General features: G+C 61.4%; 16 protein-coding genes and 1 tRNA gene. 3 read left to right on the top strand and 14 right to left on the bottom strand.

Annotated elements, in window-relative coordinates; translation table 11 throughout:
- Positions 1-17 precede the first annotated feature (17 nt).
- Positions 18-1,133, top strand: a complete 1,116-nt coding sequence (locus RIE53_14030; GenBank protein ID MEQ9105803.1) for an amidohydrolase family protein — start codon at positions 18-20, stop codon at positions 1,131-1,133.
- Positions 1,134-1,140: 7 nt separating this feature from the next.
- On the opposite strand, the gene RIE53_14025 is transcribed toward RIE53_14030, so the two are convergent.
- From RIE53_14025 to RIE53_14005, 5 genes are read right to left on the bottom strand one after another with little or no spacing between them, the layout of a single operon-like run.
- Positions 1,141-1,869: a sulfite exporter TauE/SafE family protein gene (locus tag RIE53_14025; GenBank protein ID MEQ9105802.1), complete on the bottom strand. Its 729-nt coding sequence runs from the start codon at positions 1,867-1,869 to the stop codon at positions 1,141-1,143.
- 35 nt (positions 1,870-1,904) lie between these two features.
- Positions 1,905-2,558 carry a bifunctional phosphoribosyl-AMP cyclohydrolase/phosphoribosyl-ATP diphosphatase HisIE gene (hisIE, locus tag RIE53_14020; protein MEQ9105801.1) on the bottom strand — a complete coding sequence of 218 codons (654 nt, stop codon included), beginning with the start codon at positions 2,556-2,558 and terminating at the stop codon, positions 1,905-1,907.
- Positions 2,530-3,285, bottom strand: a complete 756-nt coding sequence (hisF, locus tag RIE53_14015; protein ID MEQ9105800.1) for an imidazole glycerol phosphate synthase subunit HisF — start codon at positions 3,283-3,285, stop codon at positions 2,530-2,532. Before hisF ends, hisIE begins: the two co-directional genes overlap by 29 nt.
- A 27-nt stretch (positions 3,286-3,312) precedes the next feature.
- A complete protein-coding gene (locus tag RIE53_14010) occupies positions 3,313-4,254 on the bottom strand; it encodes a DUF4249 family protein (GenBank protein MEQ9105799.1) in 942 nt (313 codons plus the stop codon).
- A gap of 1 nt (position 4,255) precedes the next feature.
- Entirely contained in the window at positions 4,256-6,541 is a 2,286-nt protein-coding gene (locus RIE53_14005) for a TonB-dependent receptor (GenBank protein ID MEQ9105798.1), read from the bottom strand.
- 243 nt (positions 6,542-6,784) lie between these two features.
- Here RIE53_14005 and RIE53_14000 point away from each other — a divergent pair, with 243 nt between their 5' ends.
- Both RIE53_14000 and RIE53_13995 read left to right on the top strand, forming a co-directional pair.
- Positions 6,785-7,489, top strand: a complete 705-nt coding sequence (locus RIE53_14000; GenBank protein MEQ9105797.1) for an MBL fold metallo-hydrolase — start codon at positions 6,785-6,787, stop codon at positions 7,487-7,489.
- Between the two features lie 42 nt (positions 7,490-7,531).
- Positions 7,532-8,752 (top strand): ATP-binding protein, encoded by a 1,221-nt coding sequence (locus RIE53_13995; protein ID MEQ9105796.1) that lies wholly within the window; start codon positions 7,532-7,534, stop codon positions 8,750-8,752.
- Positions 8,753-8,953: 201 nt separating this feature from the next.
- Here RIE53_13995 and RIE53_13990 read toward each other — a convergent pair.
- The 9 genes from RIE53_13990 to RIE53_13950 form a co-directional block, all read right to left on the bottom strand.
- Positions 8,954-9,042, bottom strand: a tRNA-Ser gene (locus RIE53_13990).
- Between the two features lie 102 nt (positions 9,043-9,144).
- Positions 9,145-10,644 carry a sodium-dependent transporter gene (locus tag RIE53_13985; GenBank protein MEQ9105795.1) on the bottom strand — a complete coding sequence of 500 codons (1,500 nt, stop codon included), beginning with the start codon at positions 10,642-10,644 and terminating at the stop codon, positions 9,145-9,147.
- 77 nt (positions 10,645-10,721) lie between these two features.
- Complete coding sequence (atpG, locus tag RIE53_13980) at positions 10,722-11,648, bottom strand: ATP synthase F1 subunit gamma (GenBank protein ID MEQ9105794.1); 927 nt, start codon at positions 11,646-11,648, stop codon at positions 10,722-10,724.
- Between the two features lie 2 nt (positions 11,649-11,650).
- Positions 11,651-13,243 (bottom strand): F0F1 ATP synthase subunit alpha, encoded by a 1,593-nt coding sequence (gene atpA, locus RIE53_13975; GenBank protein ID MEQ9105793.1) that lies wholly within the window; start codon positions 13,241-13,243, stop codon positions 11,651-11,653.
- Positions 13,244-13,263: 20 nt separating this feature from the next.
- Entirely contained in the window at positions 13,264-13,803 is a 540-nt protein-coding gene (gene atpH / locus RIE53_13970) for an ATP synthase F1 subunit delta (GenBank protein ID MEQ9105792.1), read from the bottom strand.
- 3 nt (positions 13,804-13,806) lie between these two features.
- A complete protein-coding gene (gene atpF / locus RIE53_13965) occupies positions 13,807-14,310 on the bottom strand; it encodes a F0F1 ATP synthase subunit B (protein ID MEQ9105791.1) in 504 nt (167 codons plus the stop codon).
- Between the two features lie 10 nt (positions 14,311-14,320).
- Positions 14,321-14,548: an ATP synthase F0 subunit C gene (gene atpE, locus RIE53_13960; GenBank protein MEQ9105790.1), complete on the bottom strand. Its 228-nt coding sequence runs from the start codon at positions 14,546-14,548 to the stop codon at positions 14,321-14,323.
- An 18-nt stretch (positions 14,549-14,566) separates the two neighbouring features.
- Positions 14,567-15,670 (bottom strand): F0F1 ATP synthase subunit A, encoded by a 1,104-nt coding sequence (gene atpB, locus RIE53_13955; protein MEQ9105789.1) that lies wholly within the window; start codon positions 15,668-15,670, stop codon positions 14,567-14,569.
- A complete protein-coding gene (locus tag RIE53_13950; protein ID MEQ9105788.1) occupies positions 15,667-15,858 on the bottom strand; it encodes a hypothetical protein in 192 nt (63 codons plus the stop codon). The genes atpB and RIE53_13950 overlap by 4 nt, the downstream gene beginning before the upstream one ends.
- Positions 15,859-15,886: the final 28 nt, after the last annotated feature.

Below are 15,886 nucleotides of genomic sequence, written 5' to 3'. Positions count from 1 at the left end.
CCCACCGGATTCGATCCATGATACGTTCTTCCGCCCGCTTCATTCCTGTTCTGGTCCTGCTTTTCGGGACGGGGCTTCCGCTTTTTGCCCAGGATCATGTCACGGTGGAGGACTACGAGCCCCGGACGACCCTGGTCGTACCGGCCCATGAGGTAACGTCGGCCAAGTATCCGTTTGTGGATGTCCACAGCCACTGGTTCGCCGCCGCCACCATGCGCCCGGGGCAGATTGACTCGCTCGTGGCCGACATGGACGGCATGAACATGGCGGTCATGGTGAACCTTTCAGGCTGGTCGGATGACCGGCTTGCCCAGGGCATCGACAACATGGAGGGGCGCCACCCGTCCCGTTTCGTGACGTTCGCCAACATCGATTTCGAAGGATTCGGCACGCCGGGCTGGACCGCGCGCGCCGTCGCCCAGCTTCGTGAGGACGTGGAGGTGCACGGCGCGCGCGGGCTGAAGATCTACAAGAGCCTGGGCATGCGTGTGGAAGATCCCGACGGCAACCGCGTGCCGGTGGACCATCCGGCCATCGATCCGGTCTGGGCACTGGCAGGCGAACTCGGCATTCCGGTGCTCATCCATTCGGCCGACCCGGCGAATTTCTGGCAGCCCAAGGACCGATTCAACGAGAAGTGGCTGGAATTAAAGTTGCGGCCGGAGCGCTGGCATCCGCCAGGAGAAGGCCCGACGTTCGAGGAGATCATTGCGGAGCAGCACAGGGTGTTTGGCCGGCACCCGGGTACGGTGTTCATCAACGCCCATTTGGGGTGGATGGGACATGATCTGGGCGGGCTGGGAGCGTTGTTGGATCGCTACCCGAACGTGTATTCCGAAGTCGGTGCGGTGCTGTATGAACTCGGACGCCAACCGGTCACCGCCAGGCAATTCCTGACCGACTACAAGGACCGCATCCTGTTCGGGAAGGATGCCTACAACGTGGAGGAGTACCACGCCTACTTCCGCACGTTCGAAACGTCGGACGAGTATTTCGATTACTACCGCAAGTACCACGCCCAGTGGAAACTGTACGGCCTGGACTTGCCGGACGACGTCCTGCAGCACATCTACTACAAGAACGCGCTGCGCATCATACCGGGACTCGACGCGAGCCTCTTCCCATCGGAATGAAGCCGGTTCACGCCAGGAGGGTATAGCGGACAATAGAAAGGATGGCCGCCAGCGTCGACACCGCGATGATGGCCGGGCGGATGAAGCCGCTGTCCGCGAGCGATGCCGCACGGCGCGACATCATGAATCCGACCGCAATTCCCGGCAACATCATGCCGGTCAATTTGATTTCCTGCAGACCGAACCGTCCGGCCACGGCCAGCGCCGCCACCGACATGAGTGTTCCTGCCACAAAGATGCCCGACAGTGTACCGCGAATGCGACCGCCATTCTGGTCCACGTAGAGCATGGCCAGTGGGGGTCCCCCGATGGATGCCGCCGTCCCGAGCAGGCCGGACATCGTCCCTACGAACAGCAGGCTCCCTCGCGAGATGGGCAGCCGCCAACCTGCGACGAGGAAAAGGATGGCTACGAGTACCATGGCCGCCACGAGCGGTGCCACCAGGTGTTTGGGCAGCTGAACCAGCAGCACGGCAGCCGCGATGCTGCCCAGCCCCCGGCCGACAATGCCCCACCGGACTTCCCGGAAGGCCACCGAAGCCCGTTCCCGCCGGAGCAGGAAGAGGGTCAGCAAGAACGCAGACAACAGCACGGGACCGGGAACGAACGCCGGTTCCACCAGAAGCAGGAGGGGCACCGCGAAGGTGCCGAGCCCGAAGCCGATGGCGCCCTGCAACATGGCACCGATCGCCACGATGAACCAGACCAGCAGCAGGACACCGATGGTAACGGTCAAAACAAACCCGGTTTGTCCGAAGGGTGGGTCACGAATTACCCGTGACGACTCGCCAGCACCTGCTCCACGTCCTTGAACGACAGTCCGCTGGCCTTGAGCAGGACGAGCAGGTGGTACATGAGGTCGGCCGACTCCTCCAGGAGCCGCTCTTCGTTTCCGGTAGCGCCCTCGAGGGCGACTTCCACGCCTTCCTCGCCCACTTTCTGGGCGATTTTCTTGGGTCCGGCCTTCAGGAGGCGGGACGTGTAGGACGATTCGGTATCCGCGACTTCCGCGCGAAGGTCGATGATCCGTTCCAGCGTCGGAATGAAGTGCTCAATGGAGTGGTTGTCTTCCTCCCAGCACGTATCGGCCCCGGTGTGACACGTGGGGCCCATGGGGTGCACCTTCACGAGGAGCGTATCGCCATCACAATCCAAACGGAGTTCCTCCACGCAGAGGGTGTTGCCCGAGGTCTCGCCCTTTTCCCAGAGTTGCTGACGCGAGCGGCTGAAGAACGTGACATGTCCGCTCGTTCGCGTGACCTGCAGGGACTCCTCGCTCATCCAGGCGAGCATGAGGACGCGGTTGGTCTTGAAATCCTGGACCACGGCCGGAATGAGACCGCGTTCGTCGAAAACCGGCACCCGGCCTTTGGGCAGCAGGGGCACGAGGGGCTGTTCAGCGTCGGACGGGGATGGCATGGTCATGGAGAACGCGCTTCAGGGTGGGTATGGGGATCTCGCCGAAGTGGAATACGCTGGCAGCAAGCGCTGCATCGGCACATCCGGCTCCCAGTACATCCACAAAATGGGATTCCGTTCCCGCCCCGCCCGATGCAATGACCGGAATGGACACGGTTTCCGAGATCCTGCGCGTAATCTCCACGGCAAATCCGGCTTTCGTGCCGTCGTGGTCCATGGAGGTCAGCAGTATTTCCCCGGCCCCCAGCAATTCCATCCTGCGAATCCAGGATACGGCTTCGAGCGATGTCGGCCGGGTGCCACCATGGGAATGGACGCGCCATTCGCCGTCGGTCAGGCGGATATCGACCGCCACCACGACACACTGGCTGCCGAACGCATCGGCCAGCTCGGCGACCAGCTCCGGCCTGGCAATGGCGGCGCTGTTCACGGCGACCTTGTCGGCGCCCGCGTTGAGCAAGGCGCGCGCATCATCCACCGAACGCACGCCGCCGCCCACGGTGAACGGAATGTTGACGACTTCGGCAATGTGCGTGACGAGTTCAAGCAGCGTTCCGCGGTTCTCCAGCGATGCCGAAATGTCCAGGAACACCAACTCGTCCGCGCCCTGCTCCACGTAGGCCCGGGCCAATTCCACCGGATCGCCGGCATCGCGCAGGTCCACGAAATTGACCCCTTTCACGGTGCGGCCGTCCTTGATGTCCAGGCAGGGTATGATGCGTTTGGTCAGCATGGAGCGTCATACTCCGGTACCCGTGGGTCAGTTCGCCGGGGGACGCTCCACCACCAGTGGATAGCCCAGCAGTCGCTGCGGAACGTCGATCTCCCATTCTTCCGCGTGATAGCCCATGCTTCCGAAAAACCCGTGCCCGCCGGACACATTCGTGAGGACGCCGGGTTGGGCCAGGACCTCCGGGTCGAAGACGCCCTCCGGCGGATCCCAGTTCTCGTCCAATATGCGCAGTTGGAGCCCGACCGCAACGAGTGTCGCTCCCGACTCGTCCGGAAAGCTGCGCAGGTACTCCTGGACGGCGGGTTGATCACGGGAGATGTGGAGCCTGGTGCGCCATCCGCCATCGGTCGTGCGCTCTCCCGTCCGGCCGTACGGCACCTGGACGTGGAAGTTGGTGGATGCGCCCGCCGTGTACAGCGCCCGCATGTCCCACGGGGAAGGAATGCCGCGCACCTCAATGTCCTGCCAGATTTCCGTAGAATCGGCGTTGTACATGACTTCGGAGCGTTGCATGTGCCCCTGGTCCACGGTCCGGGGCACCGTCGTTTCGGCCACGGCCATTTTCCCGTCGCTGCGCACCACTTCCAGTCGATAGGTGCGCCCCGGACGGACGATGAACCGGGCCGTGTACATGTGCCCGTATGTTCCGTCATCCAATTGCATGAGGGAATGGGTCCATTTGATGCGCTCTTCCGTAGACAGGTCCGTGGTGTACACGTCGGCGTCGATGTAGGCCTGCGGTTCGGTCGGGCTTTCTATCCGCTCCGGGAATCGGGTGACTGGCACCACACGGATGGTCTGCTCCCGTTCCAGGACATCCAGGTAGCCCCAGACGGTGAAATACTGTCCGTCATTGTGAAACGGGTCGATGTCGGTCTGGTCACATGCCGTCAGGGTCAATCCCAGAACCGCGCATAACAGGATCGCGGAGGCCGCAAGGCGAGGGGTGTTTGCGGGGGCAGGTTTCATATCAGCGTAACTCCACTTTCAGGCCCACCGAGGGAATGAGCGGCAGCTGGTCCACGCGTTGGAACGTGAACAGGTCGAAATAGAACAGGTTGGCGCGGTTCAGGATGTTCAGGGCGCCGGCCCGCACGGTGGCCACGTGTCGCCCCCGTTCCACCCGGCGCTCAATCCACAGGTCCACGCGCGAGTAGCTCGGGAGCCGATCGGAGTAGGGTTCGGCGTACAGAACCCGGTCCTCGCCTTGTTGCCGGGTCAGGTCCACGCCCGGAGTCAGGACATACCATTTGTCAAAGCCGCCGGACGGCGTGAACGGCAGGCCCGATCCGTACTGCCATTGCAGGGTCAGCCCGACCTCGCCTTTTTCCGCATGCAACAGCGCATTCAATTGGTGCGGCCGGTCGTGCCCCGGGTTGTAGGTGTGCGTAGCCGTTTCATACTCCACACTCGAGAAGGAATAGCTCAGGTAGCCGTCCAGCGTGGCGTCGCTGATGAACGGTCGACCGTTGAAATCCAAGCGGACATCCGTTCCGTACGCGCGGCCGTCCGCGGATTGGAGGATCGTCGTGAACCGCGGAAACGCGCTGAAGATGGGTACGCTCAATCCGGTGTAGTCCTTGTACCAGGCTTCGACGGCCGCCGATGCGAACGGCGTCAGCCGGACATTGTAGCCCAGGATGACGTGGACCGCCGAGGCGGCATTTTCGGCAACCACCCATGCGGTGAACAGGTTGCCCAGGTCGCGCTTGTCGGAGAGCCCGGTCAGTTTCTGATGATACGTTCCGGCCGACGCGTGCACGGTATGCCGTCCTTCCGGTCCCGTCGGATGATAGGTGAGCCGGAACCGGGGCTCCAGGAACGATTCCCATGTGGCACCAGGCTGGTCGCCCGATCCGGAATACAGGTGGAGCCCGCTCGTCGCCACGATGCGATCCCCGGCCAACCGGTATTCCCACTCCACGAACGACCCGAGTTCGCGGAGCACGTCGGACCCGGTCGTGAGGTCCTGGAACTGGTCGTCCAGCACGTAGGTGAGATCGGCTTGTCGGAGCGACGAGCCGACGGTGAGCCGTCCGGAGCGGAGCAGCCAGTCGAGTTTCAGTGCCAGGTCCGTGCTGGCGATGGAGCCGGTGCGCGAACGGGCTTCCTCCGGCCCGAAGCTGTTCGTCATCTCCGACCGGCCCGCGGTGACCTGGGCCACGATGGGCGCCCCGTTGGGTCGGAAAATCCATTGGCCGCCGTAGACGCGGTTGGACCAGTGGATCTGTGTACTGTCGGTCACCTCGCCGGCCAAGGCATCCCCCGTGAACACCTTCCGGGTGCCGGCGATGTCTCCCCTGTCATCGGTATCCAGGGCGGTGAACGAGAGGGTATGGGACGTTCCCAGGAGCGCATGGATCTTGCCGAATCGGTCACCGAACCGGTACGGCATGGACTGTCCGAACATTTCGGGCACGAATTCCTCAATGAGGGACTGTCGGGCCGATACCACAGCCGAAACCCGACCGGGCACAATGGGCCCTTCCAGCCGGACGGTCGACAGGAACGGGGCCAGACTGATGCCCCCGGCCAGGTGTTGCTTGTTGCCGTTGCGCGCCTGGACGTCCAGGATGGACGAGGTCCGTCCGCCGTACGCGGCGCCGAATCCACCGGTATGGAATGCGGCCCGGTCCACCAGTTCTTCCGGAAACGCCGAATAGAAACTGAGCACGTGGAAGGGCATGTACACGGGAAGGCCGTCCAGAAGAGCCAGGTTCTGATCCACGGCTCCTCCGCGGACAAAGAACTGACCGCCCCGGTCACCGGACACCACCACGCCGGGTACGGTCTGCAGATAGGCGGCCAGGTCCCCGGAGACGCCAGGAACGGGGACGCGATCGATGGAGGCCGGCACGATGGTTTCAAGCCCGGCTGCAACGGTTGCGACACCGCCCATGGCATCGGCTTCCACCACCAGTTCATCAATTTCGCCGGAGGACGGCGAGAGGACCACGGACCGGTCCAGCGTGCCGGTGGCCGCCAGCGTTATCCGTTCTTCGTACGCATCGAATCCGATGAACGAAATCCGCAGGGTATACGTGCCCGCCGGGACTCGGCGCACGTGGAAGAAACCGTCACCGTCGGTCGCGACCCCCATCGGCTGCTGATTGTGGGGCGCAAGAAGGACTACCGAGGCTCCCTGCAAAGGCTGCTCGGTCAACGCATCGGTCACGAATCCACGTACCGAGGCCTGCCGCGCCGTGACGGGGTCCACCAGCATCAACAGACAAACAATCAGTAGCGACAGGCGCATGGGCACTCCGGGATTGACCGGCCCAATCTATGCCATGCGTGTCGGGATAAGCACGGACCGCGCCTGAATGGTCACAGCGAGTCCGCGAACAGCAACTTCCGTGGGCCCACCCACGTCATGAGAATCCCGATCGTGACGTAAACCTGGACGTTGCTCATGACCTGCTTTTTTGTTCGCTCCTTCTTCAGGCGTTTCCGTAACGGTGTTCGGTCTGCCCCATTGTGTGCATGGATCGTTCTGCCCGTGTTCATCGGAGGTATGACGCAGACAGCGGCTGCGCAGACGTTCACCGCCAACAATGGACTCATCCATGAGATCGGTGGTGTCCGGCTTGCGATAGACGGGCTGTTCCGGGACGCGTTCGACGATTATCCCCCGTTGGACCTTCCGCTTCGCACCGCCTTCGAGCAGGCACGTACACCCTTCGATGACCTGGATGTCATCCTGGCGACGCACCGCCATCTGGACCACATGGTTCCGGAAGCGATGGCCTCTTACCTGTGCCACGCACCTCATGCGTTCGCTTTCGTGCCGGGAGATGCGCGTGATGATGTGCTGGAGGCGGCCTCGTGTGAGGGACTCGGCGAACGAATGTATTCGGGGTTCGAGCCGATGGTCATTGACTCCTTGACCATCATCCCGATTGCCATCCCGCACTCGGGTGTCGACAACCGGGCCTATGTGTTGGAGCACGCCGGACGCCGCGTGGTGCACCTGGGGGATTCGTCGCTGTCGGAAGACCTGGTGGCCGCGCCCATTGATGTTCTGGCCGCGCCGTATTGGAACCTGGGTGATGATGATTTCCTGGCCCTGTATCGCCAGGCGGGCTCGCCCTTCCTGATTGCCATCCATGCGCCTCCGGCGGATCGGGCCCGGGTGCAGGCCCGGATGGATGCGCTCGGCTTCGAGGGCTGGGTACCGCAAACGCCGCTGGAAATCCGGCCCTGATTGGTATTTCTATTCACGTCGTGAATGATTATCATTCATGTCATGAATAATCCTCTTCCAAGATACCTCCTCACGGCGCTTCAGGAGCGTTTGGCCGTCATGCCCGCGGTCGTAGTCACGGGGGCACGGCAAACCGGGAAATCCACCTTGGTTCGTGATCTCCTGGACGACAACCGCGCGTGGTTGACGCTTGACGACATGGATGTGCTCCAAGCCATAGAATCGGACCCGTCGCTTGTGTTTGACGGGATGCGTCCCGTAGCAATCGACGAAATTCAGCGTGCTCCGGAGCTGTTGCCTGGGATAAAGCACGCGATTGACATGAACAGAGCACCTGGCCGATTCGTTCTGACGGGATCTGCCAATTTGCTGCTCATGGGTGGAGTATCTGAAACTCTGGCAGGGCGAGCCGTCTATCTCACGCTGAGCCCAATGACCCGCGGAGAACAGTCAGGCGCCGGTCGGTGCGGACTGTGGGGGCGATTGTTCGAGACGCCTCCCGAACGATGGATTGCGAGTATTGAATCGGCTGCCTTCAGCAACGACAACTGGCGGCAACTGGCCAGGCGGGGTGGCTTCCCTACCCCTGCAGTAGAACTGGAAACCGACAAGGAACGTGCTATCTGGTTCGATGGATACACCCGTACATACCTCGAACGGGATCTTCAATTCGTGAGCAATATTTCGTCCATCCCGGATTTCCGGCGCCTTATGCGAGCGGTCTGTCTGCGAACGGGGCAAATTCTCAACCAAACGGAATTGGGGCGTGATGTAGCCATCCCGCAACCAACGGTACATCGATGGTTGAACGTTTTGGAACTGTCCCATTTGCTGGTCCGCCTTCCGGCATGGTCTGTGAACAGAACGAAACGACTCATCAAATCGCCGAAGGTCTACTGGGGCGATACCGGATTGGGTATGCACTTGGCCGGAGTTACCGAACCGACCGGTGCACATCTTGAGAACGTGATATTGCTGGACATCCTGACGTGGGCATCTGCTGAGCCAGTACATACGAACGTCTTCTATTGGAGGACTACGGCGGGTGAAGAAATTGACTTCTTGATAGAAACCGCTGCCGGCGTAATGCCCATCGAGATCAAGTCCGGAGCAAAGGTCAAGCTGAGCGATACCAAGCATTTGCGTTCGTTTCGGCAAGAGCACACTGGTGTTGCATTGCCCGGGCTCCTGTTACATGACGGAGACCGGACGGAATGGTTGACAGATGATGTGCTTGCGGTGCCATGGTGGCGGATGCTTTGAGTGACCAATTTCAGGAGGGGTTAACGCCCCCGCCTTGGCTTCCTTTGGTCGCCGCCGGGGGCGTTCAGCCCAGATGGGGCTCCTGCACAGCGCCCCGGCGCGCTACGCGCGCTTCGGGGTTTGTTGCTTGCCCCCGCTCGTGCAAGCACGGCGGGCGCAAGCAACAAACCCCGACTGCCTTTCGGCAGCCGGGGCGCTGTGCGGAGAGGGAGGGATTCGAACCCTCGGTACCCGTTGAAAGGTACGCAGGTTTAGCAAACCTGTGGTTTCAGCCACTCACCCACCTCTCCGGATAGGGTGCCTGCCTGAGGCAAATTGCGACCTGTCTGAAACAGGGCAAGACTATAAAATTACTGAGGGAAGGACCCTTCGTCAACGAAGAGATCGTCAATTCAGTTCTTTCCACCCATTTTTCCGGCAATCCAGCGATTTCCGACGAAAAACAGGCCCATCATGACCGCCCACTGCAGAAGCACCGTCATGAGTGTATCGGTGGCAATGGGATCGTACCAGTTCCGGGTCACCGACTGCGAGAGCCACCAGACGAGCAGGGCGATGGCCGCGACCGGAATGAAATAGTTCACCACGAAGACCCATCCCTTGCTCACGTTCCAGTCGCCCGGTTGCCCGGTCAGATTGGTATCCCGCATGGCAGACACCCCGTTCCGGATGACGATGAACGCCACGAATGCACCCGATACCATGAGTGCGACGCCCCACACAAAGTCCTGGTTGCTCAGAATGTCCAGGTTGACGGCAGAGGGAATGCCAAGCAGGTAGCTGACACCGACGACCGCGCCGATGGCCATCGGGCGGGACAAGCCGGCATCGATGAACACCCGCGTGGGCAACTCCAACTGGGCGATCAACGATGAGAACCCGGCAAACGTGAGACCCAGGAAGAACAGGATGGCCAGTGGCGCTCCCAGGAACATGCGTTCGAAGAGCTGCGGCATCCAGATGAATGTGAGCCCCGTGGAGGCCGGTCCGCTGGTCTTCATGACCTCAAGGATTTCGGCGCGGTTCATGCCCATTTCGGTCTGGAGGATGGCGAACACGGTACCGAACACCATGAGGGCCGCGAGCAGGGACACGGTGTTGTTGCCCACGGCGGTCGCGACGGCATTCTTGACGATGCCCTGTTTGGTGCTCATGTAGGCCGCATACGTCAGGAAGAGCCCCCAACCGGCGCCCGTATCCCAGGCATTCTGCGTGAGGGCCTCAATCCAGATCCGTGGGCGGGTCAGCTGACTCCATTCCGGGGTGAACAGGTAGGCCACACCATCCCAGGCGCCAGGGAGCGTCAATGCCCGCACCACACAGATGACCACGATGACCAGGAGCGTTGGCACGAGCACTTTATTCACCCGCTCGATGGACGACACCCCTTTCCAGATGGCGAGTGCGCCCAACCCCATGGCGATCGCGTGGAAGACCAGGGGCCATCCGCCGCTCTGATAATCATTCCAGACCTGCATGGCCGCGTCGGTGGTCTGTGGCAGGGGTGACGTGATGGACTGGATGAGATAATAAATGCACCATCCCACGACGACCGAGTAGAAGAAGGTAATGGCGGTGGCCACGAAGGCCACGAAGGCGCCCATCCAGGCGAACCGCTCTCCGCCTTCCTTCACGAAGGTGGCCACCACGCCCGACCGATGCTTCCGGCCCCACACATATTCGATCATGATGAGCGGAATGCTCCATGCGAACAGGAACACCAGCCAGGCTACCAGGAAGGCGCCTGCGCCGTCATCGCCTCCGTTCTGCGCAGCAATGCGGGGAAAGCGCCAGATATTCCCGGTTCCGACGGCAATGCCGAGAACGCTCAGGAAGAACCCCCACCTGGACGAGAAGCGGGGGGACGAGGATTCGGAGGAAAGGGACGACATGGATTCCTGGGTGAGGTTCAAGGGCCTGCCAAAGCAGCCCAAGAATACAACTCAGCCGAGTCCCATGAAACGCCTTTTTACCCGCCGAGTGCGTCGGCGCCGGATGTGATCTCAATGAGCTCCTTCGTAATCGCGTCCTGACGGGCGCGATTGTACTTCAGCTTCAGCTCCTTCAACAGGTCGCCGGCGTTGTTCGTGGCACTGTCCATGGCCACCATACGGGCGCCCTGTTCCGACGCATTCGACTCCAGGAGCGCACGCCAGACCTCATACTTGAGGTAGCGGGGCACCAACGCTTCCAGGATCCGCGACGCATTGGGTTCGAAGAGGAAGTCGACCGCCGAAGGACCACCCGACGTGATGGCCACGTCGTTGCCCATGGCATCTTCCATGACCGGGGTCAGGAATTGTTCGGCCGGAACCGGAAGCAGCGGCTCCACGATCCGGTTCTGGGAAATGGTGTTCTTGAACTCGTTGTAGGCCAACCAGGCCTCATCCCACTTGCCGGATTCGAATCCCGCGACCGCCGCGTCCACCACGGCCGTAGCCGTCGGGAAGCCCAGGTTGTCGAATGCGCCCCGGAAATCGCCGACGAGTGTGTATCCACGATTCCGGAAGTGGTCGTGTCCTTTCCGGCCGACGCACATCAGGTACAGATTGCCCGAGGCATGGTACTCCGCGAACCGTTCCCGGATGGTCTGCTCGGCCAACTTGATGATGTTCGAGTTGAACCCGCCGGCCAGTCCACGATCGGCTGTCACGATGACGAGCAACACGGCCTTCGTCTCCTCACGCTGCACGAAAAGCGGATGTGCACCCGGATCCACATGCCCCTTCAGCCGGGTAATCAGTTCCCCGATCTTGTAGGCGTACGGACGCGTGCGGAAAATGCGCTCCTGGGCTTTGCGCAACTTGGCCGCCGCCACCATCTTCATGGCGCGGGTGACCTGCTGCGTATTCTGTACGGAGCCTATCCGGTTTCGTATGTCGCGGAGACTGGCCATCGTCAGTTGGCTGAGGTGTAGACGTCAACGAGTTCTTCGGCTTCCTTGCGCAGCATGGCTGCGGCCTCGTCCGACATGGCTCCCTTGGAAATCGACTTCAGCAGATCCCCGTGGCGAAGCGAGACACGCTCAATGAACTCTTTCTCGAATTGTTTGATGCGCTCGGTGGGCAATTTGTCGAGCATACCCTGACCCGCCACGAAAATGATGGCGACCTGGTTCTCCACGGCAACCGGAGCGTACTGGCCCTGCTTGAGGACCTCGACCAGCTTGGCACCACGGGTGAGCTGGCGCTGCGTGCTCGCATCCAGGTCCGATCCGAACTTCGAGAAGGCTTCCAGCTCACGGAACTGGGCCAGGTCCAGACGCAGCGTTCCGGATACCTTCTTCATGGATTTGATCTGGGCGTTTCCACCCACACGGGATACCGAGATACCCACGTTGATGGCGGGACGCACACCGGCGTTGAACAGACCCGACTCAAGGTAGATCTGACCGTCCGTGATGGAAATCACGTTCGTCGGAATGTAAGCCGAAACGTCACCGGCCTGGGTCTCGATGACCGGGAGGGCCGTCAGCGACCCGCCGCCCTTGATCTTGCCCTTCAGGCTGTCCGGCGCGTCGTTCATGAGCGTCGCAACGGAATCGTTGGCGTTGATCTTGGCCGCGCGCTCCAGGAGGCGTGAGTGGAGGTAGAACACATCGCCGGGGTACGCTTCGCGTCCCGGAGGACGGCGGAGCAGCAGCGACACCTGGCGGTAGGCCACGGCCTGCTTGGAGAGGTCATCGTAAATGACCAGGGCATGACGGCCGGTGTCACGGAAGTATTCGCCAATGCAGGCGCCCGTGAACGGGGCCAGGAACTGCATGGGAGCGGGGGCAGCAGCGCCCGCGTTCACGATGACCGTATAGTCCATGGCCCCATGGGTCTCGAGCGCGCGCTTGACCTGGGCAATGGTGGAGTTCTTCTGGCCGATGGCCACGTAAATACAGTAAACCGGCTTGTCGGTCTCGTGCGTGGACTTCTGGTTGATGATGGTGTCAATCAAGACCGCCGTCTTGCCGGTCTGGCGGTCGCCAATGACCAACTCACGCTGACCCCGACCGATCGGAATCATGGAGTCGATGGCCTTGATACCCGTCTGCAACGGTTCGGTGACCGGCTCGCGGTAAATGACCGACGGCGCCTTGCGCTCGATGGGCATTTCGAACTTCTCGCCCGTCAGCGGGCCCTGGCCGTCGATCGGAATACCGAGTCCGTCCACGACACGACCCAGCATGTCTTCCGTAACCGATACGGAGGCAATCCGGTTGGTCCGGCGGACTTCATCGCCCTCCTTCACTTCGTGGACCTCGCCGAAGAGCACCGCTCCCACGTTGTCTTCTTCCAGGTTGAGCACCATCCCGGACACGCCGGAGCGGGGGAATTCGAGGAGCTCACCCGCCTGGACCTTCAAAAGGCCGTAGATGCGTGCAATACCGTCGCCCACCTGGAGCACGGTGCCGACTTCGTAGATGTCGGTTTCTGCTTGGAATCCACCGAGCTCCTTCTTCAGGACTGCGGTGACTTCATCCGGTCGGATTGCCGTAGACATGGCTTCTTGTTTACTGATGATTAGCTGACTGCGAGCCGCTCCTGCAGAGTGGCCAACTGATTCTTGACGCTGCCGTCATACACGGTATCCCCCACCTGCACGACAATGCCCCCCATGAGGTCGGCATCCACGCGCGTGGTCAGGCGGACCGATTTCCCGGTCATGCGATCGAGCGATGCCGAAAGCGCCTGCTGGTCGGCATCCGACAGCGGAAACGCGACGCGGGCCTCGACATCCACAATGCCACGTACTTCATTCCGGTGGGCATGGAACGCATCCATGACCATGGGGATGAGGCCTTCGCGGCGCTTGGAAACCATCATGCCCATGAAGCGGAGCGTTACCGGCTCCACCTTGTCCTTGAACACGCCTTCCATGACTTCCGCTTTCTGCTCACGCGAAATGATGGGGCTGTCCAGGAACAACATGAGGTCGCGGGAGGACGCCATCAGGCCGCGGATGGCCTCGACATCGGCATCCACCGCATCCACCTTCCCTTCCGCGCTCGCCGTTTCGGCCAGCGCCTGGGCGTATCGCCGGGCAATGGTCAGATCGCTCATGAATCAGTTACGGGGTAGATCGCCGAGGAAATCGTCGACGAGTTTCTTCTGACGGTCCGCGTCCAGATTGGCGTGCAGGATCTTGCTGGCAGCACCGACCGCAAGGTCGGCCACTTCCTGGCGCAGGGCGTTGAGCGCAGATTGCTTTTCACGCTCGATTTCGACCTGCGCTTGCTCCTGCAAGTGCTGGATCTGGGCACGCGTCTTTTCCACTTCTTCCGAACGGAGACGATCCGCCTCCTCGCGCGCTTCCCGGAGGATGCGCTGCCCTTCTGCTTCCGCCTCGCGACGGGCACGGGTGTTGTCGGCCTGGACCGCCCGGGCTTCGGCAAGCGCCTTTTCCGCCTGATCGATCGAATCCTGGATCCGTGTCTCCCGCTCGGCGAGGGACGACGTGATAGGACCCCACGCAAACTTGCGCAGGATGATCATCAGGAGGACAAACGTAATGCCGATCCAGACGATGAGTCCGACGTTCGGAGCAAGCAGGTTCGCTGCCAACACCATGGTGGACACCTTACTTGGTTGCCAAGATGATGCAGATAACCAGACCGAAGAGCGCGACACCTTCAATGAGGGCGGCTGCAATGATCATGGAGGTCCGGATGTCTCCTGCAGCCTCGGGCTGACGGGCGGAGCCTTCCATGGCGGGACCTGCAAGGCGGCCGATGCCGAGACCTGCACCGAGTGCAACGAGGCCGGCACCGAGTCCTGCGCCGAGATATGCCAGAGCTGTGGGTTCCATTGATTTACCTATCGTGGTTTAGTGTGTAGTCGGGATGGGTTCATGATGATGCCCGTGATCGTGCTCCTCGGCGGCCATGCCGATGAAGAGCGCGGAGAGCATGGTGAAGACGTACGCCTGGATGAACGACACCAGGAGTTCGAGCAGGTAGATGAAGAGGGAAAAGGCAATGCTCACGGGAGCAACGCCGTACCCGGCTCCATCTCCGAACATGTTCGCAAACGAAAAGATGAGCCCGATGAGGCTCAGGATCACGAGGTGACCCGCCGTCAGGTTCGCGAAAAGACGGATGGCCAGCGCGAACGGCTTCGTGAACATGCCCAGGATCTCAACGGGAATGAGAATGGGCTTCACGAACGCGGGCACGCCCGGCGGCCAGAAAATGTGTTTCCAGTAGTCCTTCGATGCCCCGAACTGGGTGATCACGAAGGTCACGGTCGCCAGTACGGTCGTCACCATGAGGTTCGACGTGGCCGTGGCACCGAAGGGCACGAGGCCCAGGAGATTACAGGTCAGGATGAAAAAGAAGGCGGTCAGCAGGTACGGAAGGTACTTGTCCGTGTTCTTCCCGAGGCTGGGACGCGCGATGTCATCCCGGACCACCAGGATGAGCGTCTCGAACAGGTTCTGGAACGTGCCACGCGGTGCGGTTTCCCGTCCGATGCCGGCTTTGTACATCCGGGCCATGCGCGAGAAGATGAGCCACACGATGAGCATGCCCAGCCAGGCGAACACGAGATGTTTCGTGATGGACATGTCCAGGAAGATGCTCGCGCCACCCGCGGCTTCCAGCTTCGCGTAATAGTAGTCGTAGCGCGGTTCGGCGGCCGCATGCTCCGTGGAGTCGGCCGATGCGTGCGCGTCGTCTTCCCAGTGCGGAATGTATCCGCCATTCTCGACCGCCGAGGTGGACGATCCGAAAAGCTCCAGACCCCATGCTCCGTCGGCCGTCTTCGTTATGAAGATGCGCGGCAGTTCGACTTTTCCGATCGGCGAGAAATCCAGGTAGTATCCGTCCACACTGTGGGATACGGGATCGAGGGTTTCCCCTTCGCCCGCGGCGAACGCGGGCAGGGCAACCATCATCGGCAGGAGGAGGGCCAGGAGTCTCCGCAGGATCATGATGCTGGGTGAAGATTTTTTTGCCGGTTGTGAAGCACGATCACTTCCGCGGCGAGGCCAATAATGAATCCGACAGCAAAGCTGCCCAGGAACGCCGCCATATGCACCGGCACGAACACCATGAGTAACGTCAGGATGGCGGCGGCTACAAAGAGTCGCGCGGTCATCCCGCCGAACACCAGCAGCATGAACTGCTGGGACGGCCGACCCAAGGCA

This window comes from Rhodothermales bacterium, from assembly GCA_040221055.1.
Classification (GTDB): Bacteria; Bacteroidota; Rhodothermia; order Rhodothermales; family UBA10348; genus 1-14-0-65-60-17.
The sequence above is the reverse complement of the archived record's forward strand: the minus strand, read 5'-3'. Positions and strand labels throughout refer to the sequence as shown.

What these genes read in the sequence shown, in the direction of transcription:
- hisF (MEQ9105800.1), bottom strand. Translation starts at nt 3,285, where the DNA reads ATGCTGACCAAACGCATCATACCCTGCCTGGACATCAAGGACGGCCGC.
- RIE53_14010 (MEQ9105799.1), bottom strand. Translation starts at nt 4,254, where the DNA reads ATGAAACCTGCCCCCGCAAACACCCCTCGCCTTGCGGCCTCCGCGATC.
- atpB (MEQ9105789.1), bottom strand. Translation starts at nt 15,670, where the DNA reads ATGATCCTGCGGAGACTCCTGGCCCTCCTCCTGCCGATGATGGTTGCC.
- hisIE (MEQ9105801.1), bottom strand. Translation starts at nt 2,558, where the DNA reads ATGACCATGCCATCCCCGTCCGACGCTGAACAGCCCCTCGTGCCCCTG.
- RIE53_13950 (MEQ9105788.1), bottom strand. Translation starts at nt 15,858, where the DNA reads ATGCTGCTGGTGTTCGGCGGGATGACCGCGCGACTCTTTGTAGCCGCC.
- RIE53_13995 (MEQ9105796.1), top strand. Translation starts at nt 7,532, where the DNA reads ATGAATAATCCTCTTCCAAGATACCTCCTCACGGCGCTTCAGGAGCGT.
- atpA (MEQ9105793.1), bottom strand. Translation starts at nt 13,243, where the DNA reads ATGTCTACGGCAATCCGACCGGATGAAGTCACCGCAGTCCTGAAGAAG.
- atpH (MEQ9105792.1), bottom strand. Translation starts at nt 13,803, where the DNA reads ATGAGCGATCTGACCATTGCCCGGCGATACGCCCAGGCGCTGGCCGAA.
- RIE53_13985 (MEQ9105795.1), bottom strand. Translation starts at nt 10,644, where the DNA reads ATGTCGTCCCTTTCCTCCGAATCCTCGTCCCCCCGCTTCTCGTCCAGG.
- atpE (MEQ9105790.1), bottom strand. Translation starts at nt 14,548, where the DNA reads ATGGAACCCACAGCTCTGGCATATCTCGGCGCAGGACTCGGTGCCGGC.
- RIE53_14005 (MEQ9105798.1), bottom strand. Translation starts at nt 6,541, where the DNA reads ATGCGCCTGTCGCTACTGATTGTTTGTCTGTTGATGCTGGTGGACCCC.
- RIE53_14030 (MEQ9105803.1), top strand. Translation starts at nt 18, where the DNA reads ATGATACGTTCTTCCGCCCGCTTCATTCCTGTTCTGGTCCTGCTTTTC.
- atpG (MEQ9105794.1), bottom strand. Translation starts at nt 11,648, where the DNA reads ATGGCCAGTCTCCGCGACATACGAAACCGGATAGGCTCCGTACAGAAT.
- atpF (MEQ9105791.1), bottom strand. Translation starts at nt 14,310, where the DNA reads ATGGTGTTGGCAGCGAACCTGCTTGCTCCGAACGTCGGACTCATCGTC.